Genomic DNA, 24,587 nt, shown 5'->3' with positions numbered 1-24,587 from the left:
GTTTTTAAGTGGGAGTGAAGCCGAGGTCGTCGGCAATCTTGTTGATCTCGTCGATGCTCAGGCGGTGACAGCTCACAGTGATAGAGCCGCATGCGTCCACCTGGACGAGCGAGAAGGAGCCGACAGCAGCGCCGCCTTCGTTGAGGTATTCGTCCTCGGTCAGCGCACGCCCAAGCTTCTGAGCGAGGTTCGACAGACGCCAGATGCGCTCGCATACCGACACGGGCACGTTCTGGCCCTTGCTGGTCTCCACGCGGGAGCGATCGGTCGAGAGCCGCAGCAACACCGGCAGGTTGTCCGAGAGCACTGCAGGCTCGTGCGTGCGCCATAGCGACACCTGCACCCTCGCGGCCTCCATAGCGTCCTGCTGGATCGCATCGACCATCGGGGCCATCTCGGGGAACCGCTCGGCCATCCGCACGGCCGCAGTGAACGCAGCAGGTGACAGAGGGGATGCGGAGGATACCGCGATGGTCAGCTCGGCGAGCCGGCGAGTTGCGCTCTCGACTACAGTGGTGATCGCGGGTTTAGTGTCCCTGTCGATCAGCCGCAGTAGTCGCGTAGCCTCGTCGAGCTGGCCTGCATCCATGTCGAAGCGACCCTCGCCCACTGTGGAGAGAAGGCTGAGAGCTTCCTTCTCCACGATGTCCCCACACTCAAGCAGGAGTTGACCGAACATGCTAGTTGCGCCGGATACCTTTGCGTCGATTAGACGGTTCTGAAGTTCAATGTCCATGCTTAGTTCCTGTTTGCGTATGAGAGACGACCGGGCACGCTGACGACGACAGAGGACTGCCCATCAGAGATCGTGCAGTTGGCGGTGAACGTCACGTTTCCGTCGTTGCCGTTGACGACTCGGCTGAAGGTTGTCGATGCGCTGTTGGGGGTTGCGATATTCGGAGCGGCACCGCTGCTCACATTCGACACCGACCACGCATAGGTATAGCTGCCGTTGCCGTTAGCACCTTGCGCCGTGACCGGGATAGTGACCACATTCCCGCTAATCGGTGCGCCGCTGGCACTCCCGTTCGCGGCGGCTGGCGTGATAGTTCCGGTGACGTTCTTGTAGGCTTTCCAGGCGAGCACCCAGCCGCCACCTTGGCGACGGTAGATGTTTGCCACGTCCGCCCACGCGCCGTTCGTGTAACGCTTGCAGGTTCCAGGGGTTGCCCAGTCGCCGCCTGATCTACGAGCGAAGGTCATAGGTCACCATATCCACAGGTCGCCTTCGCCAGCAGCAGAACCGGGATCAGCGCTCTGTACGAATGTCCGAGGCGCCCTGACCCAGCCAGCGCTGTTTGCCCATATATGTTGCTGTTCACCTCTCCTGTACCAAGTTCCGTTCATCTGAGCGCCGCTGCCGTTACCGTCAATCCATGCACTGTTGGAGTTACGCACAGCGAACGAGCCGGCCGTGACAGTGCCGGTGCAATACCAGTCTGCGACGCCCTCGTGGATCATGCGGTACGCCGTGGTGGCTCCGAACGACCAGCCGCCGATCTTCATTACGTTGTCGGTGTCGAGTCCGAAGTGGACACCGCACTGACCTTCGCGAATGAAAGACATCATTGCCGATGCGCTGGTATTGCCGGCATTGCCGATCTGCAGCGAGGTGTTCCGGTTATTTCCCGAGCCGTCGATAGCTGCCATGTTCGGCGGAGCGCTGGAATCGAACTGCAAACCAGCCGTGTTCGCTCTGCCGGTTCGCTGCAAATAGTTCGAGGCTGCAACGCCATTGAGGTTGTAGGCGTTGTTGATGTTCCCGCTCGGCTGGCAGAAGACCCCAGCGGCCCAGTTCTCTGTAGCGATATTGCCGAGGTCGGTGGAATCCACCGTGACCTTCAATTTCGCGCCAGAACTCCATCCGATCTTTATGGTATTGGTTGTCTGCCCAATGCCTGTTCCTTGCTGGACTGGGTTGAAACCGAGGGTGCCTTGCTTGGCATCCAGAAGACCCTGCAGTCCACCCACGTCTCCTGTGCTGATCGTGACGTTACCCGTGCGGCCTGCAACACTCTGCACTACCGTTTGGTTGTCGATGCGATCCCACTGGGAGCCGTCATAGAACAGCATGTCGCCAACACCGTACTTCACGGAGCTGATCGTGCCGGCAATGCTGACCAGGTAGAAGTCGCCCAGGTTAGGCGAAGCCGGCAGGGAGCCCTTGCTGGCATCGAAGCGGCCCTTGAATACCAGGGAACCCAGCACGTTCAGGCGGGCCTGCTCAGCCCAATGGCGAGCCGAGTATTGCCCCGGCGTGACCTCTACGTTCACCGCAGCGTTCGCGTAGTTCAGCGCGAGGTTCTGCGAGGTGTTGGCAGCCGTCGCGCTTGCCGATGCCTCACCGGCCTTGGTCGTGGAGATGCCGGCCTGGGTTGTGGCGGTGGTTGCCTGCGTGCCAGCAGCGGTTGCACTGCCAGCAGCAGCTTTCGCGCTCGTATCGGCCGCTACGGCCTTCGCGGTAGCTACGGTGACCTGATCGGTAGCGAGGGATACTTGCCCTTTCGCAAGGGTTACCTGTGCGGTCGCAAGGGGAACCTGTGCTGCCGCGCTGGACGCCGATGTTGCCGACGCATCCGCGGAAGCCTTGGAAGCATCCTTAGCGACCACTGCCGCAGCGCGCGCTGTGTCCGAGTCAGTTGCCGACTTGGCGGCCGCGTTCATGTAGATCACAGTCTGCGAGTTGATGGACTGCGCCTGCGACACCGCGCCCGTCAGTGAGTCGGTGAGGATGTTCACGGACTTCTGGAGTTGCGGGAAGGTTGGAAGGGTCACGATGACACCCAAGCCGTCTTCCATGTCCACCGTGCCGGTCGCCTTGGTCAACAGGTCGCGTAGTGCGTTCTTGTAGCCGTTCCACTTATCGACGAGCGCGGAGATGCGTGCAGCTAGTGTCCCGTTGGACACGTAGCCGGTTGGATCGTTGGTTGCGATGATTACCTCATGCCGATTGCGTAGATGGTGATGGCAGTTCCGTGGAAGTTGCCCGAGTTAGTCTGTGAGTACGGATCGAGACCGATACGCACGCGGTACTGGACGGCACCAGTCGTTGGGGCGTCGAAGGCCAGTAGGGAATCGAAGTCGGTCGCACCGCCTCCGATTAAATGGTTGTGGACTTTGACCGTGACCCACGTAGAACCAGAGAGCCGTTCGAGGTAGATACCGCCTGTGGCTGGATTGCCGGATGGGTTGTTGATCTTCGTCTCGACATGGATCAGCGGGAGCTGTACTTCGCCTAGCAAGGCTGGAGCGGAGAGCGTAATGATCGGGCCAACGCCGTTGGATGACGCCGTGATGTCGCCTGTCCACACTGCGTTAGCGTTGGACTGCAGTGTGCCGATCATGTTGTTGGCGGTGATCTTGCCGGCGAACTTGGCATTGCCCGCGCGATCCACAGCAAAGACTGCGTTGTTGTAGTTCTTGACGCCAGCACCGACCCACACGGGGTACGCATCTCCTGGGTTGTTCGTCAGCTCACAGCGGAACTCCTGCGGGTTGATGATGGCCCCGTTGGCGTCAAGCTGGAACGTGCGGAACGTGCCGCCATTCACTTCGCCCATGTTGGCCGATAGGGCGGACAGAGTGTTCGTCCTGATCTTGTCTGCAGTGACCGAGCCATCGACCATGAGCTGCCCCTGGATACCCACGGTGCTCACGCCGCCGACCGTGCCGATCACGAAGGGGTACTTCATCTGCTGGACGCCACCGTTGGAGGTGTAGGTCGGAGAGACGAAGCCGAAACGATCAGCCATCACGATGAAGCTGCTGCCGGTCTTCCTGTCTACGCCGAGGCCGATACCGGCGATGACGGGCACGCCGTTGATCGAGCCAGCGTTGATGCGGACGGAGTAGTTCGCCTGCCACTGACCGTCAGGGTCGTTGGTGCCGTCCACCAGGGCCTCGAAGCGTTGCTCCAAGTGCGCGTACTTGCCATTGGAGAACGCCTCCACCGCAGTAGACGCCACGGCCTGGGCGTAGTCCTTGGTAGCGTAGGAGGTCTGCAGGGTCTGCGTGATCGCTTTGGTGACCGTATCGTCAGCCTGCTTGAAGTCAGCCACGACCTTCGTGATCGCCTGAGCGCGCACGTCGGCCTCCGTAGCGACCGCCTGGGAGACAATGGTGATCTGCGCCAGGTTGTCCTTGATGGCCGCGCTGAGCTGCGTACCGGACGTTACGCGTGCCTCGGTCTCCGTGGCGATGGCCTTGTTGACCTGGATGAACTGCGCGGCGCTGTCGTCGAACTTGGCGAACAGCTCGGTGATCTGCATTGCCACAGACTTCGAGTTGTCCTCAATGGTCTCCAGCGTGCTCTCGGCGAGCGCGAGGCGTCCTTCAGTCTTCCGCCGTTGGTCGAAGGTCTGATCGCTGCGGAGGAGTTCTTCCATCAGCGTCTCGGCGGTGTTGTCGATGTCGTCCAGGCGTGTAGTGAGGATCGCCATGATAGGCGAGGCCATGAGGGCGTCGATGATCTGCTGGATCGGCAGGGACGGTGCGCCGTTGCCATCGGGCCAGCCAGAGCCGCCGCCAGGGAGACCGTGGCCCCCGTAGGTGCCGAAGTCGATCTGCTCCTGCATGATGTAGAGGAGTTGCTTGCTATTGAGGTTCAGGTCACTCGCGGGGAGCTGTGCTCCATCCTGCACCTCGACAAGCGTGCGGTCGCGCGGAGTGAACCTGCGGATGGTGACGAGAATCCCTGCGGGAAGCGCGCCGGCCAGTTGAATTGAGGTGGGGCTAGTCCAGGTGTAGGACTGTTCCACAGCATCCCCTACATCCCCCGCGAACACACGAACGTCGTCCGTGTGCAGGAAGGGGAGGGGGATGGTGTACGTGGCTCCAGCCTCCGCCAGATACATGACGAAGGAGTAGCCGCGAGCGAGAGGTGTCATGCATCTCCAGAGGTTATTGAGGGTCGTCTTTCGGGAGTTGGTTAGCCATCCACGAAAGGCCATTGCGAACGCCAGTGACGTTCTGGAACCACAGCAGGGACATTGCGTCCTTCGCTTGCTTCTGAGTGACGTTCGAGTGGGGATCAAGCGCGGTCACTGCGAGCCTTGGTAGGCCCCACAGGGCACGTCCGGTCGCCAGGGTTGGGATGCCCTGGACGCCACTGTCGAGTCCCGTAGAGCGCCCGTAGGCGAACACAGGGGTGTCATCGCCGCCAAGGGCCTTCTTGACGCCCAGGTCGTGCGCGATGGTGTCCGTCATAAATGGGATCACCGAGGAATAGCTCGACTGCTGGAACGCCTGCTTGGCGAGCGAGTCCCACGCCATCAGCTTCTCCCGCTTGTCGGTGTCGTCACCGATGGTGTTGATGTAGTTGCGCGCTGCCATGCCGATACCGGCGAACAGCGTCGAACCCATCCACATCTGTGCCGTCTGCCAGTCACGCATGTGCAAGCCGTGCAGCAACACCGCCGTGTAGGAGTTGGTCATGAACGTGCGGAACTGCGTGAAGATCCGGCCGGTGGCCGAGTGCATGAGCTGCACCGTATCTCCTACGCCGCCTTCGCCGAGCGTCCGCTTAGCATTGCGCTGAACGAACAACGCCGTCAGGCGCTTCTCATCGGCAGTCCAGGTGCCCCAGTTCTTTGCGATGTCGTGGACACTGTTCATGCCCTTGAGCTTCGCGAAGATCGTGGCTTGATCCTTGGCATCGAGACCGCCAGCACGGAGCCGGCGAACCATACTTGCGGACAGGCCCTCCTTGTTGGCGAGCTGCACCAGGCGGCCGGCGATGCCGACACCTGCGAAGCCCTGAAGGAACTGCTGCATCGGTGCGATGCCAGAGACAACGCTCATCGCGCGCTGGCCGTACTGCATGCCACGGTCTAGCTTGTTGAGTGCGCGACCTACGGCCTTGTCGTTGTTCCACACGGATTCGCCCACGGCATCGAGACGCAGATACGGCTGGTTGCGCACGAAGTCTGTGCCAAGGCCGGTCACGTCTGCGAGCCAGCGCGCTTCCTCCTGGTCGAACTTGCCCATCCGCATCTTCTTGACCATGTTGGCCGCCGCAGGGGCCGCCTTGATGGCGTTGCGGAAACCCACGGCACCCAGCGCGCCGCCGACGCTTTCCAGCATCGTGTAGCCCACCTGGCCCATCGTGGTCAGGAAGTTCTGCGAGCGGATCAAGCGGGAGCCGCGCGTCCACGCAGAGTTCGGAGCGTCCGAGGTGGACTTGCCGAGGATCGAGTTGACCGTGATGTCCAGAGCGCGGGTCAGGTCAGAGTCACCGGCCTCCTTGCTCTGCTTCAGCACGAACGCCTTGTAGCGATCCAGCTCAGCTTGCGTGCCCACGCCGACGTGCTTCTTCAGCGCGGCCCAGCCGGACATCTCACGGATGAAGTCGGGCACCAGGTTGTCCACATTGTTCTCCAGGAGATCAGCGAGGTGGACAGTGTGCTCATTGCCCAAGTCGTCCTTCAGCGTTGCACCGTAGGACTCATCAAGATCGATGCGGGACTTCGCGCGGGCATGGACGGCCTTGTCGGTCGCGTCCCGTTCCAGCTTACTGACAATCGCGTCGATTTTCTTGGCGTCTACGCCGGCCTCGGTCAGAAGCTCACGCACGCTACTGGCGTCGGCCGCAGCAAGGGTGCCATGCAGATCGCTCGGGCCGCCCATCGCCTTTTCGTAGCCGCGCTTGAGCCATGCTCCGCTGACTTCGTGGAGGAGGTCATTGTCGATCTCCTCACCAGGCTTCAGGTTCTTGAGCCACGCACTGCGCATCGCAGGCTTCACCAGGTTCTCCCGCAGGTTCTCGAAGGAGAGGCCCTTGGTTGCATTGAGGTCGGTGTAGCCCTTCGCGGAGAAGATGCGGGGCAGATAGCCGTCCTGCGACATCTCATTCTCGAAGCCGGGGACGCCACGGGCACGTAGCTCGTCCGTCATGTTCTTGAAGGCTGCAGCGGCGTGCTTGGCAGTAGCCTCGACTTCAGGCCCCATGTCCTTCGCTACGCCACGGATGTAATAGCCGACCGACTCATTGAATCGCTGGCGGGCAACGTCGCCGCGCACACCTGTGGACGCGGAATACTTCGCCCACTCCTGTTCGACGGCCGTGCGGTAGGCACCGTGGATCGTGTGATCCAGCAGCTCCGATTCCTCGGCTGCGGTGAACTTAGTCGCGACGTTCCGATCAGTGGTGCCCACGGAGTCACGCAGCAACTTGCGGCCCTCGTTACGGGCCACAGCGGAGTTACTGTTTCCGAAGCGGGCCGAGAGGTCGCGGCGGATTTTCAGGAAGGCACCACGGACAGTCGAGTTCTGTGCGGCGTCATCCTGGAGCGCCTGCTGCCAGTCGGGAGTTCCCACGGCGGGGCCGTCCATCTTCGGGACGTTCAAACCCTCGACGCGTGCGGCGCCCATCGAGTCAGCCGTGTTCGGCTTGGAACTCTCGGCGGCCGTTGCGGCCTTGGTGTACTTGTTGGTGCCATGCGCCAGCTCTGCCAGCTCAGGGCCACGGAAGCCGAACGCGCCACCCATGAGGAACCCGAAGGCTCCAGCGGTGACGAGGTGGCCCGTATCAATCGAAGGGTCGTATTGCGAGGACAGTGCTTCACTGCCCACGTTGGTTGCACCGGCAACGATACCGGATCGCACAGCGTTCGCCAGTCGCCCAGCCGTGGCTGAGTAACCCAGGCCACCGGAGGCGGCTCCGATAGCGAACATGGACGGGTCGAGTAGGCCCGCTGCTGCGTTGCCCAGGAGACCGAACTGAGCCGAGTCTTCCTGCGCCATCTTGTTCTGCATCGCGAATCCCTTGAGGAGATCGGCGTGCGCTGGAGACTGTGCGCGCTCCAGTAGTTCCATCTGATCTTCGAGGCCAGCCTTGCGCCAATCCTCGATCACCGGCTTGAGCGCGTCGCCGTAGAAGTTCTCGTCGCGCGCCACGCCGTTCTCTTGCAGTGCCCAGTCGGCCCATCCGATAGGCCCCTGGACGATCTTCGCGCCGATGAGGTCGCGGAAGGTCGTATTGTTCTTGATGCGTTGTGCCTCGGCCGCATCCGTGCGGGCCTTTGCGTCCAGCTTGGTGACACCTGCGGACGGCACGAGGGGGACGTTATCCCCCGGTTGAGCGTACATGCTCGGTAGCTGATCCACAGGTGTACCTCGTTAGTGATTGCTGGTGATGAAGTCCGCGAAGGACTGGACGTGATTCGCGGGGTTGTTGGCGTAGTCGGTGACCTTCTTGGCAGTGGCCACGGAGGCGTCCCACTGACGCTGCTGGAACTCTGCAGTGGCCGGATCGGTTCCTGCGGGGAGCTTCAGCTTGCCCTTGAGGAGCGGGGCGTACTGGTCATTGAGCTGCTTGACGTTCTCGGGGGTCAGGTCGGTCGGATCGCGCTGGAGCTGCTTGAACATCTGCTCGTTGCGAACCTTCTTGTCCTTCTCCTGCTTGTCCCATGCCGAGTAGTTGGCGCGTGCGGCAGACGGGATGACATCGACGAACTCCGCGGTTGTCCTCTCGACTCCATCAGCGCGCTTGCGGGTCACCTCATGGGTCACGGGGAGCGGCACGCCGCCCGCAGCGAAGTAGCTGAGTCGCCACTTGTTCGCGTCGCCGGGAACAGGCGTGAACCACACAGGGTCTTCCTTGCCCACCACGTTCGCAGCGACAAGCTTGTCTTTCCACAGCTTGCTGGCTTCGGTCATGACCTCGCTGGTGTGTTCGTCCATACCATCGCCTGTGCCGTAGTTGCGCACCATGCGATCACCCACGCGGATGAAGGAGGACTTCACTCGGGTCAGTGCGGCCTTTGCAGCCACCTCGGGAGAAGCGCCGGACTCCACCATGTCCTTGACGGCGAGGCGGTAGGCCGTGTCCATCTCGGTAGTGTTGGCGATCTTGGTGTTCGAGCTGAACCAGCCGCCGTCGCCGAAGTCCTTGGGGGCATCCTTCGCCACCAGCTTCATCGCTGCAGCGACGTTCGTGGAGATCGTCTCGTGATCGAGCGTGCTGACCATCTTGACCTTCGACCATGCCTGCGTGTCGTCAGCGCCCTGCATTTTCGCGGTCTGGTAGGCCGTGATGCGCGAAAGCGTCTTGTCGTCCAACTGGCGTGCGGCCCACTCGGGGGAGATGCGCTGCATCTGCTCGAACAGTTGCACGTAGCGCGTGGCCCGCTTGGGATCGCTCTCGTCGATGCTGCCCGACAGGATGCCCCTGAGAGCCGGAATGGGTGCGCCGGTCAGAGCCGACTTGTTGAGGATGGCCTGCACCTGCTTGTCGTCGCCGGACTGGAGCGCCGTAGTGAACGCGCGGTCGCCCGCCTTGCCCACGTCATCCGGCTTGATGCCGGCAGCGTTCGCCGCGAGGGCGTCGTAGTTGGCCCAGGCGCGGTCGGCGTTACGCTCGGCCTGGGCCTTGTGCGCTTCCTTCGCCAGCCGCTCGGCTGCATTGCGGGATGCGTTGATCTTGGCAGCGACCTCGGCGGCGGACTTGTCATTCGCCTTGCCCCACGCGAGGGCGCGGGACTTACCGAGGATGCCCTTGTCGGCCAGCGCGTCGATCTGCACTGTCTCGGCAACCTCCTGGTCGTAGCGTGCCTTTTCAGCACGATCCTTCTGGATCGCCTCGCCACGCTTGGAGGCGAGCTGCAGTTCCTCTTTGTGCTCGGGTATGTCTGCCAGCACGGGACGGCCAGGAGCCGATGGGGTCTGCAGGATCGACATGCCCTTGGCGATGTCCATGTCACCGGATGCGAGGGATGCCTTCACGGCGTCCACGGCGATGTGATCCATCTCGTCGTCGGTCATGCCCTTGCTGGCATTGAACGCGCGCCAGCCGGCGTAGTTGGACGCGATGTCCGGGCCGCCCTTGGTGATCGCATTGACGAGGAGGGCAGATGCGCCTTCCTCCTCGCGCTTCATCGACTCCTTGATGGACTGCTTCAGGTAGCCCTGCTTGATCCCGTCCTGGGTCTTTGCGAGGCCCATGAGGAACGAGTCACGCGCGCGACCCTTGAGGTCGTTTTCTTCGATGAACTTCTCGGAGCTTTCCCTTATGAAGCCGTCGATGTCAGCACCAGGCTCCATCTTCGCCAAGTCGGCCTGGATGGACGAGTGGAACTTGTCCACGGCGTTGATGCCGTCGGTCTCCATGTAGCTGTCTTTCGCGACCTGACTCGCTTGATCGAGCCATGCAGTCTGATCTACACCAGAGACAGCGTGCTCAGCGGCTTTCGCTTCGCCAAGGCGCTTGTCTTCGTCTTCCTTCTTCGCCGCAGCCTTGGCGTTCTTCTGACGGGCCTCTTGAACACCGATGTCGCCGACGATATTGGAAGCGCCATTGAGGGCCTTCGCGACGGCGAACATGGTGCTGCCGGAACCGCTGGCTGCCTGGAGGTTTGCCTGTACCGCGAGTGCGGGATTCGCCGACTGCGAGGAATCCACAGCCTGCCGAGGCGTAATGCGTTGTGCGTCGTTGCGGGGCATGTTGATCCCTTGGGTTGGTTATTTGCCGGTCTTGATCTTGTAGCTGCTGTAGGCGTTCGCCCCAGCGGATGCGGAGCCAGCGAGACCGGAGACGAGCTGGCCGTTGATTTCGGATGTCTTGCTGCTGACTTCCTGCTGGCTTTCGAGCTGACCGTTCTCACGGTTCTTCTCGATGCGCGATACGTCGCGGCCGGATTGCATCAGGAGGTCATTGAGGATCGCGTCGGTGGAATTGCCGGACGTACCGGACTCGGCGGACGCAGCACGGGCGGCAGCGCGCTGCTCGCGTGCGACCTTGAGGCGATCATCGGTCCGTGCCGATGCAGCCTGATCGATCTGCTTCTGCTGCGCCTGCGCTTGCTGGTTGAGCGCCTTCTGCTGCTGATTGGCGCTATAGACGGCGGATGCTGCGCCGACAACGGCGAGCACACCTGCCGTGATGCTCACGGGTTCACACACTAGGGAATAATCCGAACTCGATGAAAGGGAAGCCGTTGCAGTCGTGGACTTTGTACGGCTTGAAGCCGAGCGCGAGCATCCACCGCTGTGCGCGGAGGTGGCGGGCATCGACGAGATTGAATAGGCCGGAATACATCGGGGAGATGTCCGCGATGAACTTCTCGGAGACCTTGAGGAAGGCACGAGCGATACGGCCACGCGGGCCGGTGCTGAGCATCCAAGGGACACCCAGGGTTGTATCAAGGGTGAAGTCAGCGACGCCGTGCGCGGCCTGGGGGAATCCGTCCCACCAGGCCACGGAGGCTTCCCTGCTGCTCTCTACGGATTCGATGAGGGCTTGCAGGGGTGACGCCCAGCCACAGGCGGCCAGCTCATCCAAGTCTTCCGCGCACATGTGAGCCGCGATGTACTCAAGCGATTCCCTTGTTGGTTCGCGGAAGGTGATTGTCATTGCTGTACCTTGGCCGTGTAGAGACCTTCCCATTGCACCGACTGGAACCAGGCGGGGAACGGTGAGTCGTTGGTGAAAGAAACATCGACTGCATCGGAGCGCGAGGCCACGAGGAAGCTGTAGGTGCCCGAGTGGATTGCAGGGGTGCTCGTAAGGAACGCAGCGTCCCCGGTCGTGCGGTTGGTGAACGTGCTCTCCAGTTGCGGCACGATGGCGTCGATGGCCTGCGGGCGACCCTTGGGCGTCACGAGGCACCGGAAGTACGCGGCGTCGTTGTAGCGCACGGTCATCCGCTTGAGCTGCAGGCGACCGATCAGCTTGCTCACGTTGTTCTGGTCGCGAATGAACTGCTGACTCAGCGTGATGCGCCGGTTGTATCGGTAGCCCACCACGACACGTCCTGTGTCCACTCGGCCCGGTAGGCGGATCGTCTGCCCGCCGTTAACCAGCGTGGCGGAGCGCAGATCGACATACGTTCCCGGTGAGGGCCAGTCGGTCGTCTTGAGCACCGAAAGGCCCGAGAGGGTCGGCAGGGTGAAGGGGACAGTGATGTCGGTGTAGTTGCCGAACTGCTGCCACACCGGAGTCACCGCCTCACGGCGGTCGAGGTAGATGTCATGGGCCGAGGAGATCAGCGGATACGTCGGCGCAGAACTCAGGTTAAGGCGCAGGAGTTCCACGCCGCCCGCGGGAGCCTTCGTAATCACGTAGAGCATCGTGCCGATGGCATGGACGTGTAGCACCAAGCCGGTGCCGTAGATGAACCAGCGGCCCCATGCGGACTGCTGCTTGGTATCGCCCGACCATTTGTACTGGTGGACGAACACCTCGCCGCCTGCAGCGTTGCGCTGAGCGACGAACAGCATGTCGGCATCGCCGGCCTCCGCCATGCATCGGGAGTTGCCCGGTACATACGACGGGACGTGAGCGGTCACATCGGCGGCCTCGGGGGTTACCGTGTCATCGGACACGAAGTATTCCCGCACGGTGCTCCAGGGCTTCGCCTGGTTGTCGTCGATGAAGAACAGGCTACTGCCGGCCAGCACTGGCTTGATCGTGGGCGACACACCGTAGGTGGTCACCGGGTCAATCTTTACCGTCTTGGGCGTCAGCGTCGGCGTGCCGGTGAGCTGGAACAACGAGGTCTTGCCCGAGGCGAAGATCATCAGCGCCTTTTGGTAGGAGACGCAGTGAAGCATCTCAGCCACGCCTTCAGTCGGGGCGTTCACGTCGATCACGTCGCTGTCCAGCAGCGAGGTCACCGTCGTGCGCCAGAAGTTGAAGTAGTGCCCGATCTCGGACATCACGATGTTGCCGGCGCTCGCCAGGAGACCCAGGCGGTCACGGTGGAAGAACACGTCGCCGAGGCGCTGGCCCACGATGGACGGAGGCGGACTCGACTGCGTGTCGCCCGCGTAGCGCGAGTCGTACACCAGGGGGCCGTAGGAGAAGTAGAAGCCGTCTGGGTTGATGGTGTCGGGGATGCGCTTCAGCCCGTGGGGCATCGTTGCGGAATCAAGGTAACCCAGCTCGTTCGGCTTGCTGACCTCTTTCCACACAAGGGCGGACTGGTACTGCACGAAGTAGTTATCGAAGGCGTTTGCGCCGTCCCCGCGAATCTCGTAGATCGCGTTGACCACTGCGGTCTTTGGGAGGTCTTGGAAGGTCTGCACGGAACCACTGAGAGTGCCGGCCGTCTTCTGCGCGGTCATCGCCACACGCACGTCGCGGTTCACGATGAAGGTGTAGTCGTCCACTGTGACGGCCCTGAAGGACTGCCAGGGTTCCGATTGGGTCGCCAGATAGGCCAGCGAAGCAGCGTCCTTGATGACCACGTACTCTTTTCCGGTCTCGTGATTGAACACGCGGACGTTGCCGGGGTAGACCGCCACCATGTAACGCTCACGGCTGTCGCGCACGATGCTGTGGAAGAACGCGTTGTCCGGGATGTCCGACCCCAGGACGTTGACGAACTCGGCAGGTGGCCGGGGGCCAGCACCACGCGCCGGACTGAGATCGCAGTTCACCGCATCGGCAACCTGAGTCGGCAGGCGCACCGACGCGTCCTGCTGAGAGACCCCGCCAATCATCGACGGGATGGTTCCAGAGGTCAGCGGCATCAGCGGGTGAAGATTTCGGACACGTCGTTGCCGTCGTTGAACATATTGGCGCGCGGCTCGAAGCTGCGCTCCTCCTCCAGCAGTGCGATCAGCGCGAACTTCTCGTCGTCCTTGGTGAACCCATAGGACTGCTCGCTACCCTGGAACTGCGCCTGGTACTGCGTAGCGGCGGTGACAGTGATGTAGCGACGTGCCGTCTCGGGCAGCGACTCGAAGTCGAACATCCAGACGACCTCGACGGTCGGGCCGTTGTCCAGCGGGAACACGTAGGTGGAGCCGTCGTTGTTGTAGAGCTTGCCGGCGCGTGGCGTGATGCGTCGCGACTCGGCGGTGGACGGGCGAATCGAGATGACGTTCGCCGGTAGAACTACCTGACCATCGCTGGCCGGGGTGAAGTAGAAGTCGTAGTCACGATTGAAGTACCAGCCCTTTGACTGGATTTCGCGTGCCTTGGTGCGGAGCGTGTCACGCGCAATGGATGCGTCGGTGAAGCCCAGGTTATCAAGCGAGTTGACCGGACTCTCACCCACTGCTTTCAGCAGTTGATTGACAGCCTCAAGCTCAGTGGTTGCGGATAGTTGCATGAGTCTCCAGTGGGAACAAAAAAAACCCGCCACGCCTTTTTAGGGACGTGACGGGTTCGGGGGCGTCGCTTAGGTGCCGACAGCGATCTCAGCAGCGCCAGCAGCTCGCAGCGGGCCGTGGCCCAGCGCGAACTTGCTCAGCATCAGGGTGCCCTGACGGCGCGGGTCGTAGGTGCTTTCCAGTGCCAAGTCCATCAGCTTCAGCGTAGCCACCGCGCTCTTGTGGAACACGGCGCAGACCGACTTGCTGTAGTCCGCGCGACGCGCAGCAACAACACTGGCGTTAGCCGAGTCGTCCTGGTTCGGGAAGTGGTTGGTCTTCAGCAGCTTGATGCGAGCGATCGACTGGATCACAGCCTGCGAAAGCGAAGCGCCTTCGGTCGGGTTGTAGTCACGGTCAACCAGGTCTTTCACCTGCGTCAGCAAGTACCACATCGCCGGCTTCAACGTGGCGATCACGTCTTCCTCGGGGATGTTCTTCTCGTCGAAGTTCTGACGAATCTGACGAATCGCCGCAGCAACGAGCGTTGCGTCGGTTGCCATCGTCGCCGCTTTGACGATCATGCCGCCCTGCTGGCCGGGAACCGGGCCGGTCGTCTGACGTGCGGCCAGGATCGCGCAACGGATTTCGTTGAGCTGACGCTGCTTCGCCAGTTCCAAGCCCTGCTGCTTGGTGTACTCGCTGCGCACATCGTAGTGGTTCATGGCCTCGTCGATGTTCGGGATGAACACATGCGAGATCAGCATGGGATCGAGGTTCACGATCACTTCGTTGTGCTGCACGTTCAGGCCCGTGATCTCGGTGCCCGGTACGTGGTACTCGGAGCCGATGGTGCCGATGGCCGGAAACGACGCCGACTTGCCGTGCATGATGTTGCGCTCGGTCACATGACCGGCCATTGCGTACTCGGCGACGAACGAAGCCAACACCTCACCAGCGTACTGCTTGAGGAATAGTGCCTGTGCATCACCAGCGCCCTGAATCTGACCAAGGCGGTTCGGAGTAGCGTTTGCCATTTTGTTCTTGGGTATTTCCCTTTGGTATTGGATGAGTAGTGGAAGCCCCCCGTCGACGACGCATCGGCTGCTCTTACCGGGCAGTGGCTACGTGGGTGCGGGGGTCTTGTTTAGAACTCGGAGAGGGCCAGCCGCTCCACGACCTTTGCGCGGAACGCAGGATCAGTCTTGTACTGCCGCGAGTTCATCGCGACGGTTACCTCGGCCTGCGACTTGAACGGCTCAACGCCGGTAGCGGCCTTCTTGCCATTTAGCAGGTTGTTCGGTGGAACGCCGTGCGTCTTGGCGTGGCGGGCAGTCAATGCCTCCACAGCAAACTTTGCACGGGCGGCGTCGCCGGATGTCACGGCGTCATTGAAGGCAACCTTCTCGGCCTCGGACAGCGCGGACTTCGCCCACGTCACGAGAGAGCCGTAAGCCTCCTCGCCACCAGCGGTGCCGTAAACAGCCGCATCGTATGCGTCGGCCTGTGCCTGCTTGCCCTGGATGTAGGTGTCAACGGCTTCACGCGGGATGCTGGACTTCGCCAGCTTCTCGTAGGTTTCCTCGGACAGCTTCCCGTCCTTCGCGTATTCCGCATTGAGCGCGTCCCAGTCCAGGCCGGCACCCTCGACAACCTTCTGAGCCTCCTCGTCCCCAGCAGGGATTTCCAGAGGCGGCTTGTCGGCTTCGTTTCCGGCAGAAGCCGCCGCTTCTTCAGCAGCGATGTCCTCGGCGGTCTTGGCCGGCGCGGCGGTCTTCGCCGTCAGCTCAGCGTGAGCGGCTACCAGCTCCTCGACGGTCTTGTAGCCACCATAGGTGACTTCTTCAGACGCCGGGTTGCTCTCGACCGGGTGTTCGACATTGAGTACGAGTTCGGTCTTTTCGCTCACAGTGCGACCTCAGTGAAGTTGTAGATCGACAGGCCGTCAACGACCTTGCGGTATTTCGCCAACGGGTCAGCGGGAGCCAGGGCTTCCTGCTTGACCTCGGGGGTGACCGCAGGGGTCGTATCGACGGCCGCAGTGGCCGTGTCGGTGACTTCGGGGGTTGCTGCCGGATCAGCCGGCGCGTCGGTCACTGGTTTAGCTTTCGCCACTTGGAACTCCTTGTGGTGCCATAGCGGCACCTGCGATGGTTGGGGCTGCGCGGATGGCGGCCTGGTGCATGGTGTCTTGCTGCTGTTCCTGCTGAAGCTGATCGTCCGACTTGATGAGACCCTTCATGGTCAGATCGGAAGCCGCGCCCATACGGGCCATCAGCTCGCCTGGATTGACGTACTGAGCGAACACCTGCGGCCCGAGGGCTGTCTGTGCAGCCTGCGACCACTCCATGATCTTCTGCATGTCCTGACCACGACCGAGGGCGGCGACGCCGACAACGATGCGAGGCTTGATGAGACCAGGGGGCAGATCAGGGAGCCGATGGGCGCGGGTGAGGCGATCCATGATTCGGCGAACCAGGGGAAGCAGTAGGTCTTCAGCAAGGATCGAGTAGATGCCACCGAGTACGTCCTCCAGCTCTTGAGCCAGGTAACGGATTTCCTCTGCAGTGACACGCTCGCCATTGCGCTGAATCGAGGTGCGTACACCGAAGGCCATCTCCAGCCGCGAGATGAGTTTGTCGATGTGCTGACCGACGAAGTTGAAGTCGCCGAACTTTTCCTGTGACACGGCCTTGAGCTGTTCGGCCTTGAAGCGCAGCACGTCGCCGGACTCGGCTTCGGTGATGGTCTTCGGGCGGATCGCGGCGTTCTCATCGAGTGCCCACAGAACCTTGGCGGCTGCTGCGGCTCCCTTGAGGATGGCCTTGCTCAGCTTCTCCAGTGCATCGAAGTCGCCGTAGTAGTCGTAGATCAGGCCAGCGCCGTAGTCCTCGCCGTCTTCCTCGGGAATCCGCAGGGGAATCCAGGGGCACGCGTCGATAGGGTAGGTGCCCTGGGAGCCGGGAACGATGTTGCTGTTCACTTCCTGGTACACCTGCCACAGCTCACCGTCGCGGTAGATGCGGGTATACAGCTCAACGTCCTGCTCGGGGCCGGAATCGGTCTTGCCGCCTTTCTTCTCGTCGAGACCCAACGAGGATTTCAGCTCGTCGCCCAAGGTGGACGGAGCGATGCTGTCGAGGGTGATGATCTCAAGGACGGAACCCATCCCGTCGCGGTCAACGACGTAGCGGGTCAGCGGGTACATCTTGGCGTTGCCTTCGTCGGGCACGTACATCAGCACGTTGCCGGTTGCCACGAGATGCTTCAGGCCGAGGCCCAAGCGTCCACGCATACCGGACGTTTCGATGTCGTTGATGACGGTGCGCTCGATCTCAGCTAGACCCATCTCCAGTTCACCCTGCTGGATGCCGGCCTGCTCTGCGAGCTGGTTAGCGTCCATACCATCGGGTGACAGCTTGAAGAAGTTGGCGTTCGCGGGGAACAGCGCCAGCAGTAGACGGGCGGACAGCGAGTTAACGCATCGCGCGCCTGTGCCTTGGTACGGGGTGGTGCGGGAAGAACTCGACTTGCCCTTCGAGACTTCCTTGTAAAGCGTCGGCAGTGTGAGAGTTGCGCATTGCTTGGCGCGGGACTCGGCGTTGTTGCGATCAGACTTGAGCTGAGAGTAACGGCCTTCTGCTGAGACGGTCTGCGGGGCGGACGTGCTCAAGTTGGGATGACGAGACTGCTTCCGTAAGGGGTGGAGGTGGAGTTATTCAGGTCGATGCGGAGATTCTTTCGACCGGCAGTCGCACTCTCCTGATCCCCAAGTCCGTCGCGGGCGGTCAGCAGGATTGCCGGCTTCTCCGCTTCGACAGGCTTGGGGGCCTTGGGTTTACTGGTACACATTCAGTGCTGCTCCTCTTGTTCGAGCTGTCGCTTTCGCAGGAGGGACAACACCAGCCGACGTTCACCTGATCTCAGAAGGAACTCGTTGTGATCCCCTTTCGGGTCGTAGATGACCTCGGGGTATCGCTTATCCAGCTCGTCGATCAGGTCGTAGGCGTGAAGGGGGATGGTGTCGGACATAGGGGGTTCCGTGGTTCGTGAACGGGATCTTCAGGAACCGTCGGAACCCTTGATGGGAAACGGTTGTTTCCTCCTATGCTTGTGTTTTTACCCCGCCTCTGTGCGTTCGCGGGAGATGCCAGCTATCCTCCGTGCCTATGGGGATAGTCCGAACAAAGTCGCATATATATTTCTGGATCGCAGGTGTATTTCTTGCGTCCGGTGTTGTCTATTACGTTTTGCCACGAGGCGACCTTTTCCAGCAGTTATCCGGTGTCCCACTTGTGGGTTCATTGGTGGGACTGTTGGTGAAGATTTTGCTGGATGAATCAGCACATCAGCGCGAAATTGCTAAAAATGCGGCGCAGAACAATTTCACCTTTGCCGCAACATCGCACATGGCAGCCGTAGCTTTTGATAAACATGTGGAGTTCAGTGAGGCGTACGCGAAAGGACTGCTTGAGGCTCTTTTTGAGCTATTCCGCAAAGGGCCGACAAAAGACGTGCGCGACCAGGCCAATAAGCTGTCGAATCTCAGGCACGATTACGTTGTGTGGCTCACAAAAGACATTGATTCGCAGCTGCAAAAGTTCGAGAAGGCTTTGCTGGAGCTTGCAATGGGTGCCAGCATTGTTTACGACGAGTCCATACCCCCAAATGCCGAGCGCCAAAAAGTCCTGGAGGAGATGTACCGAACGTTTGCGAAGGTAGCGAATATGAAGGAATGGTCAGGCCAGCAACTTACCGACGAGCTAGCTGTAAACACGGCACTTCAACAGCTCAGAACCATCCTTGGTATCGAGACGCTAGTCGGCCTTCGGATGCGAATTGTTGAAAACGCAACCAAAGAACTAGCCACGCAGCCTTAATCTACGGAAGCCACGCGGACTTGTTCCTTCGGGCCACGGTCGTCTGTACCGAGACCGCGTAGCCGATGAGACAGCAGCATCAAGATGCAGCATCCTGCATGCGCGAGATGGTCACGGCCGCTCTCCGGGTCGGTATCTTCCCCGGCCAACGAAGCGAACGTATGTCGAAGCATGGCGTCGTACAGACGCCGATGGTCGAACCCGCCAGTCCAGTTGAACGCGGCGTACTTCTGAGCGCCGAAACCGAAGACGTTTGCGATCTCGGTGATGGCGTCAGCGGGGATCAAGCTGAGCGGTGCCTTACCGGCATCGTGCTTGATTCCCGTTTTTACTGTGGTGTCCAGAGTTTGACCTCCTCGGTCTTGAAGTTGTAGTCGCCGTCGCGCAGGATTCGAGCGCAACGGGCCTGGACTAGCGCGTCCTCAGCGGGGAAGCCCTTGGACTCGTAGACCATCTGCACGGTCGCCCATAGGGCGGCCAGGTGCTCCTCTACCGACAGGCCCATCAGGGCCTCATGCGCTGGCACAAGGAACTCGTCGGCCTTCTTGGGGCCGATACCGGGACAGCCTTTGTAGTTGTCCACGGTGTCCCCGGTGAGCACCTGCTTCATCCAGAACAGATCGGCTTCGTGCTCGGTGATCGAGCGGGTGCCGATGTCGGGCTTGCCGGGGTTGTAGAGGCGGCCGGGGATGGTCTGCATGTCCTTGTCGATGGACACGATGATTCGCTTCCCAGGGCACAGGCGCGGCTTCGGCATGGTTGCCAGCAGACCCAGGATGTCATCGCCTTCGAGGTATTCGCGGGTGATGATCTTCTCCGGGTACAGCTCGTGCAGAAAGCCATCCACTGCGTTCCACAGGGCCGGCTTCGGCTTCGTGCGGTTGCCCTTGTAGGTCGGCAGGATTCCCTTGCGGAAGTTCGTGGACACCGAGAGGGGCAGGAGGAAGTTGCGGGTGCCGAACTTCTCCAGCAGCTCCTCGATATAGTCGTCCAGGTCGGCCTTAGCCTTCTCGGGGTTGGTGACCTCTGCGACTACTACGTCAGCGCCATCGTCCTCGTCTTCCCACTTCACTGTCTTGGTGTTCTTGAACGACAGTTGGTAGCGGAGAACGTCGGCGTCGATGAGGAGGGTCAGCAAACCGACAGTGATCCTTCGATACGAAGCACGCGGCAGAAGCGGCGCGGGTCTTCATCCAGGAACTCGTTCATCTTGACCATGCCTGACCGGATCAGCGCGTCGGCCAGCTCATGCGCGAATCGACGACGTTTGGCCTCGCGGATGTGATCGAGGCGATCCATCTCCAGGCGGGAGTTCACCATGCTCATGTGGTCAATGACGGACTCCGCGCCGACCTTCAGAACTTGCGCTTCCTTCATGTTGCTTACGGCGTGGCTCATCGCTTCGAGCTGACGCTGCAGCTCGGCTTTCGTGGTGGTCTTCGGTGGCATCAGGATTCCTTGGTCTGCATCTTGCGAATTGCAGCGGCGTACTTCGCGAGCTGCAGGTTGTGGCGTGCGGCACGCTCGCGGCTCTTGTGCAGACGCTTCTGCGTGATGGTCTCGACGATGCCTGCGAGGACGAACTGAATCAGTTTGTTCACCTGTGCTCCTGGTAATAGGCGGCCACGCGCAGCAGCTCCTCGGGAGTTGCGTTGCTCTTGATGGCGTTGGCTTTGGACGAGATGACCGTGACGTTTCCCTTCGTGTAACCAAGGGTCGGGTCGTTGCGGTCGAGGGATGGGGAGTTCGGGCCTTGGGCCAGTCCTCCGGTGTTGCGGTAGAGCGGTAAGCCCAGCACCGGGCAGAAGTCGGGGATCACCACGTCCTCTATCGAGAGGTTGAATGGGATGCCCCGCTTCTTCGCCCGGTGCTTCGTCAGTGCAAGTAGACGGCTTGCCGGTGTGGCGCTCTGCCTCAGTGGCAGTCGTGCCAGTTGTTGCCGACTTTGAACTCGCCGGCCAGCGGGCAACGGAAGCCGTAATACTCACCAGCGCGGAAGATCGCGTCGGTGGCGGCGGCACCTACGGTCTCGGCAAGTTCCTCATCGACCTCTAACTGGAACTCGTCATGCACGTTGGCGACGAACTCGTAGTGGAGGCCGGGGATCAGGCCGTTCTCTTGCAGACGCTCATCAAGTAGCACGAGAGCCTTCTTCATCACGATTGCACCGGCACCCTGCAGCAGAGTGTTCAATGCAGCGTGGGCACTGCGGACATGCACACGGCGGCCATCCAGGCCCTTGAGGTATCCCTGCTTGCGAACGGTCTGCTGGATCGCCTTGATGAGCGAGTCCAGAGCTGGCAGTCCTTTCAGGAATTGAGCCTTCAGCTCAGCCCCTCGCTTCGCACCCTTGCCGACAATCGAGCCGATCTTCGCGTCACCTGCTCCGTAGAGGAAGGCGTAGATGAAGGTCTTGGCTTCGTTGCGGGTGAGGAGTCCGGCGGCGAGCTGGTTGGTGGTGTGAACGTCACCTTCCAGGATCACCTTCGCGTATGCACCGCCATCCCATCGGCCCATGAAGTGAGCGAGGCACCGCAGCTCAAGACCGCTGGCGTCTGCGCCGACTTGCTTCTTGCCCTTGGGCACGCCGAACAACGCACGGCACTCAGGGCCGTACAGGGAACCGGAGGAGGGCACCTGCGCCATGTTGGGCGAGGAGTGCGTCATGCGACCGGTGACTGCGCCGTTCTGATTCACTCGACCGTGGATACGGCCGTCCGCCTTCACTGACTTGAACCATGCCTGCTTGCCTTCGCTGAGCTGGCCCAGCCGTTTCTCAACGGTCAGGTATTCGATCAGCAGGGGCACCTCGGGATACTTCAGGCCCTCCAGCGTGGTCTCGTCCATCTTGACCGTGCCGGCGTCGGTGAACTCCGTGGGCTTCCAGCCGTAGAGTGCGGACAGGCGGTCGGCGATGTGCGCGCGTGATCCGGGATTGAAGGTCACGGTCTTCCACTTCTGGAAGGGGACACCGACCTCGTAGCCCTTCGCCTTGTTGGCGCGCTTCGGGATGATGATGCCGGCCTTCGCCTGCCACGGTGGGAACACCGCACGCAGCTTCTCGACCAGCTCGGCGCGGCGGCCGATCAGCGTAGCTTCCAGCTCCGCACCCTTCGCCTTGTTGAACAGGAAACCGTAAGCCTCCTGCCGCCGAAGGATCGGCGCGATGTCGTGCTCCAGGCGGATGCTGTCTTCGCTGAAGCCTAGAGCCATCAGCTTGTCGTACAGCTTGGCGGTGACGCGGATGTCCTGGACGCAGTAGTCGTCCATCTCCTGATTCCACTCCGCCCAAGGGTCGAGGCCCTTGGCTTTCATGATGTCGGAGTAGTCGCCCTTCCAGACGCCCATACGCCAGCCCCACGCTTCGAGCGAGTGCTTGCCCATGAGCCTCTTCGGGTAGATGCCGGCAGTGCGCCGGCCCGCTGCAGCATCCTTCTCGTGCTGCCGTACTCGCTTCACGTCATCGTTGAACAGATCGGTGAACATGAGTTGGGACATAATTAGCGTGTCCCACACACGACCCTTCGGCTTGAACCATGGGTAGACCTTCTGGATCGCAGGGATGTCGAAGCCGATGACGTTGTGCCCGCAGATGTCCGGGGCTTCCATCAGGATGCGCAGTGCTTCCTCAATGCTCAGCTTCGATCCGTGATCGTTGGCCCTGTACGTGATGCCCTTCTTGATGTCGCGCATTGCGATGCAATGAACGCGATCCATTTCCGGGATGAGGCCGTTGGTCTCGATGTCGAATATGAGCATCGAGTGCTTAGTCGATCAGGGCTTTGACGCGGGCAGCAACGCGCTCGGCGCGGTCGGCTTCGTCATGCGCAGCGTCGGCCATGTCCAGGAAGTCATGGGCCAGGTCGGTGTGCGACTCGGCAGCAGCGCGGTGATCCAGTGCCAGCTTCTCCAGCTTGGACACGTCCTTGTTGAAGCGGTTGGTGATCGCGTCAACGGTGGTCGGCACGACAGCGGAGACGACAGCAGCGATCAGGTTCTTGAAAAACAGGTTCATGGCAGTTCCTCGACAGTGATGGTTACGCGCACACGTCGGCCGCCCTGCGGGAATCGCAAGGCGGCATCGGTGGCGGTGGATGGGGTTGCGTAGGGGAAACAGGCGGACGCTGCAGCGAGTAGCGGGGCGTCCTTGGGGATGTAGAAAACGTGCTCGACAGCTTCGGACTCAATCAAAAGTCGTTGCTGCCTTCCCCTGGTTCATCAGGGAACATCGGGGACTCCTCAAGCTCCTGCTCGAACAGCCGGCCGGACTCCACGTCGTAGCCGAGACCGATGGTCTTGCCCGTCGCTTGTCCGGTGAAGCGATCCTTCAGGATGCGGAACGTGGTGTGCTGGCGGACTGCGATGTCCTCCGCCTGCTGGTCACGCTCCAGGCCGAACATGAAATGCGCCCAGAAGCCAATCGCGCGGGAGCCTTTGAAGTGGCGAATCATCACGCGGCCACCTTCCTCATGCGGCTTGCCCTCGGGCGTAGCCAGATGCGAGATGACGTACATGCACACGTTGTTCGCCTGTGCAAACGAGGCGATCTCGGCGGTGATCTTTTCCAGGGCCTTCCGCTCGTCCTCCTCTGCAGCCGCAAGGGCCGTGAGGTGATCGAGGAAGAAGTGTTTGACGCCCTCGGCAGCGGCCAGGTACTTCATCTTTGCGAGCACGGTGGCCCATTCGGTGCTGCCGAAGGAGTCGTACATGAAGACGTTGCCGCTGGCCTCGACCTTCTCGAACGCGTCGGTCAGCTCCTCCTGTGACCACGAGTCGTCAGGCACATGGAAGCGGCGGCCGGCGAGCTTGCCAGCAACACGCTTGCCGGTCTCGACAGGTGGCTGCTCCAGGTAGAACAAGCCGCACTTCTCGTTGAGGTCGATGGCGGTGTGGACGATCTCCTGAGTGAACAGGTCGGTCTTGCCCACGCCTGTGCCGGCACCGAAGAAGTAGCTCTCGCCGTAGCGGCGGCCGTAGGTGGCAGCAGTCAGCGTCGGGAGGAACCAGGGGAGTCCCTGAGTCACGGCGGAGAGCGCCTTCTCCTTGATGTCGCCGAAGGTCACGATGCCATCGGGACGGAACACCTTGGCGTTCCAGATAGCCGTGATGATGTCGCGGGCCTTGCCGGCCAGCAGCATCTCATTCGGGTCTTTCATCGGGAGATGGGCGATCTTGCACTTGCCCGGTGTGAACAGCAGCGCGCACTCCTGTGCGGCGGACTGGCCCACTTCGTCCATGTCGAACAGCAGCACCACTTCCTCGAACTTCTCCAGCCATTCGAGTTCGGCAGCGATTGCCTTGCGTGCGCCCTGCGCGCCGTTGGGAACGGACACGACGGGCCACTTGTTGTCCTGTACCTGACTGACGGTCAGGCAGTCGATCTCGCCTTCAGTGACGACGATCTTGCGGCCCGGACTCCAGAGGTGTTGACCGTACAGGCCAGCGCCCTTGAGTGAGCCGCGCACGTTGAACTCTTTGCCGGCGTACCGGACTTTTTGCGCAACCACTTCGCCATCGCGGATGTAGTTGGCGATCTGTACTGGCTTCCCGTGGTGCTCTCCGACTGTGTAGCGGAACTTGGCACAGGTATCCTCTGACAGCCCACGCTTCGTTAGAGCCTGGGGCTGTCCGTGTAGAAACTCAGCGGACATTCGCTTGCTCCGTTTGTGTGTGTTG

General features: G+C 61.3%; 23 protein-coding genes. 1 reads left to right on the top strand and 22 read right to left on the bottom strand.

From position 1 onward, the window contains the following. Window positions 1–4: 4 nt before the first annotated feature. The 15 genes from HDE76_RS03550 to HDE76_RS03480 all read right to left on the bottom strand — a co-directional run bounded on the left by HDE76_RS03550 (window position 5) and on the right by HDE76_RS03480 (window position 18,063). Window positions 5–736 carry a hypothetical protein gene (locus tag HDE76_RS03550; RefSeq protein WP_184505436.1) on the bottom strand — a complete coding sequence of 244 codons (732 nt, stop codon included), beginning with the start codon at window positions 734–736 and terminating at the stop codon, window positions 5–7. 2 nt (window positions 737–738) lie between these two features. Further along, entirely contained in the window at window positions 739–1,203 is a 465-nt protein-coding gene (locus HDE76_RS03545) for a hypothetical protein (protein WP_184505434.1), read from the bottom strand. Between the two features lie 3 nt (window positions 1,204–1,206). Continuing rightward, window positions 1,207–2,907: a hypothetical protein gene (locus HDE76_RS03540; protein WP_184505432.1), complete on the bottom strand. Its 1,701-nt coding sequence runs from the start codon at window positions 2,905–2,907 to the stop codon at window positions 1,207–1,209. Between the two features lie 29 nt (window positions 2,908–2,936). Beyond that, window positions 2,937–4,886, bottom strand: a complete 1,950-nt coding sequence (locus tag HDE76_RS03535) for a phage tail fiber protein (protein WP_184505430.1) — start codon at window positions 4,884–4,886, stop codon at window positions 2,937–2,939. Window positions 4,887–4,899: 13 nt separating this feature from the next. After that, the gene (locus tag HDE76_RS03530; RefSeq protein WP_184505428.1) at window positions 4,900–8,085 is read right to left on the bottom strand and encodes a hypothetical protein; all 3,186 of its coding nucleotides are present in this window, start codon (window positions 8,083–8,085) and stop codon (window positions 4,900–4,902) included. 30 nt (window positions 8,086–8,115) lie between these two features. Next, entirely contained in the window at window positions 8,116–10,437 is a 2,322-nt protein-coding gene (locus HDE76_RS03525; protein WP_184505427.1) for a hypothetical protein, read from the bottom strand. An 18-nt stretch (window positions 10,438–10,455) separates the two neighbouring features. Continuing rightward, window positions 10,456–10,884, bottom strand: a complete 429-nt coding sequence (locus HDE76_RS03520; protein ID WP_184505425.1) for a hypothetical protein — start codon at window positions 10,882–10,884, stop codon at window positions 10,456–10,458. A gap of 4 nt (window positions 10,885–10,888) precedes the next feature. Beyond that, on the bottom strand, window positions 10,889–11,347 hold the full coding sequence (locus tag HDE76_RS03515; protein WP_184505423.1) for a hypothetical protein: 459 nt from the start codon (window positions 11,345–11,347) through the stop codon (window positions 10,889–10,891). Next, complete coding sequence (locus HDE76_RS03510) at window positions 11,344–13,467, bottom strand: hypothetical protein (RefSeq protein ID WP_184505421.1); 2,124 nt, start codon at window positions 13,465–13,467, stop codon at window positions 11,344–11,346. Before HDE76_RS03510 ends, HDE76_RS03515 begins: the two co-directional genes overlap by 4 nt. After that, on the bottom strand, window positions 13,467–14,051 hold the full coding sequence (locus HDE76_RS03505; RefSeq protein WP_184505419.1) for a hypothetical protein: 585 nt from the start codon (window positions 14,049–14,051) through the stop codon (window positions 13,467–13,469). The genes HDE76_RS03510 and HDE76_RS03505 overlap by 1 nt, the downstream gene beginning before the upstream one ends. 69 nt (window positions 14,052–14,120) lie before the next feature. Then, entirely contained in the window at window positions 14,121–15,068 is a 948-nt protein-coding gene (locus HDE76_RS03500; protein WP_184505417.1) for a capsid protein, read from the bottom strand. A 110-nt stretch (window positions 15,069–15,178) separates the two neighbouring features. Next, window positions 15,179–15,940 (bottom strand): hypothetical protein, encoded by a 762-nt coding sequence (locus HDE76_RS20925; RefSeq protein ID WP_184505415.1) that lies wholly within the window; start codon window positions 15,938–15,940, stop codon window positions 15,179–15,181. Then, the gene (locus tag HDE76_RS03490; RefSeq protein WP_184505413.1) at window positions 15,937–16,146 is read right to left on the bottom strand and encodes a hypothetical protein; all 210 of its coding nucleotides are present in this window, start codon (window positions 16,144–16,146) and stop codon (window positions 15,937–15,939) included. The genes HDE76_RS20925 and HDE76_RS03490 overlap by 4 nt, the downstream gene beginning before the upstream one ends. Beyond that, window positions 16,133–17,704, bottom strand: coding sequence for a portal protein (locus tag HDE76_RS03485; RefSeq protein ID WP_184505411.1), 1,572 nt, complete (start codon window positions 17,702–17,704; stop codon window positions 16,133–16,135). The genes HDE76_RS03490 and HDE76_RS03485 overlap by 14 nt, the downstream gene beginning before the upstream one ends. Window positions 17,705–17,883: 179 nt before the next feature. Continuing rightward, entirely contained in the window at window positions 17,884–18,063 is a 180-nt protein-coding gene (locus HDE76_RS03480; RefSeq protein WP_184505409.1) for a hypothetical protein, read from the bottom strand. Window positions 18,064–18,350: 287 nt separating this feature from the next. Between HDE76_RS03480 and HDE76_RS03475 the strand changes: the two genes are divergently transcribed. Beyond that, entirely contained in the window at window positions 18,351–18,911 is a 561-nt protein-coding gene (locus tag HDE76_RS03475; RefSeq protein ID WP_184505407.1) for a hypothetical protein, read from the top strand. A 328-nt stretch (window positions 18,912–19,239) separates the two neighbouring features. On the opposite strand, the gene HDE76_RS03470 is transcribed toward HDE76_RS03475, so the two are convergent. From HDE76_RS03470 to HDE76_RS03440, 7 genes are all read right to left on the bottom strand, one after another. After that, the gene (locus HDE76_RS03470) at window positions 19,240–20,049 is read right to left on the bottom strand and encodes a phage exonuclease (protein WP_221262265.1); all 810 of its coding nucleotides are present in this window, start codon (window positions 20,047–20,049) and stop codon (window positions 19,240–19,242) included. Then, a complete protein-coding gene (locus HDE76_RS03465; protein ID WP_184505405.1) occupies window positions 20,043–20,360 on the bottom strand; it encodes a hypothetical protein in 318 nt (105 codons plus the stop codon). Before HDE76_RS03465 ends, HDE76_RS03470 begins: the two co-directional genes overlap by 7 nt. Further along, window positions 20,360–20,512 carry a hypothetical protein gene (locus HDE76_RS03460; RefSeq protein ID WP_184505403.1) on the bottom strand — a complete coding sequence of 51 codons (153 nt, stop codon included), beginning with the start codon at window positions 20,510–20,512 and terminating at the stop codon, window positions 20,360–20,362. Before HDE76_RS03460 ends, HDE76_RS03465 begins: the two co-directional genes overlap by 1 nt. After that, the gene (locus HDE76_RS03455; RefSeq protein WP_184505401.1) at window positions 20,509–20,733 is read right to left on the bottom strand and encodes a hypothetical protein; all 225 of its coding nucleotides are present in this window, start codon (window positions 20,731–20,733) and stop codon (window positions 20,509–20,511) included. The genes HDE76_RS03460 and HDE76_RS03455 overlap by 4 nt, the downstream gene beginning before the upstream one ends. A gap of 92 nt (window positions 20,734–20,825) precedes the next feature. Continuing rightward, window positions 20,826–22,670, bottom strand: a complete 1,845-nt coding sequence (locus tag HDE76_RS03450; protein ID WP_184505399.1) for a DNA polymerase — start codon at window positions 22,668–22,670, stop codon at window positions 20,826–20,828. Between the two features lie 7 nt (window positions 22,671–22,677). After that, the gene (locus tag HDE76_RS03445; RefSeq protein WP_184505397.1) at window positions 22,678–22,926 is read right to left on the bottom strand and encodes a hypothetical protein; all 249 of its coding nucleotides are present in this window, start codon (window positions 22,924–22,926) and stop codon (window positions 22,678–22,680) included. A gap of 172 nt (window positions 22,927–23,098) precedes the next feature. Next, on the bottom strand, window positions 23,099–24,562 hold the full coding sequence (locus HDE76_RS03440; protein ID WP_184505395.1) for a toprim domain-containing protein: 1,464 nt from the start codon (window positions 24,560–24,562) through the stop codon (window positions 23,099–23,101). Between the last annotated feature and the right edge of the window lie 25 nt (window positions 24,563–24,587).

Origin of the sequence: Rhodanobacter sp. ANJX3, from assembly GCF_014200755.1 — a bacterium.
In the GTDB taxonomy this organism is placed as follows: domain Bacteria; phylum Pseudomonadota; class Gammaproteobacteria; order Xanthomonadales; family Rhodanobacteraceae; genus Rhodanobacter.
This window is presented reverse-complemented; position numbering and strand designations above follow the sequence as displayed.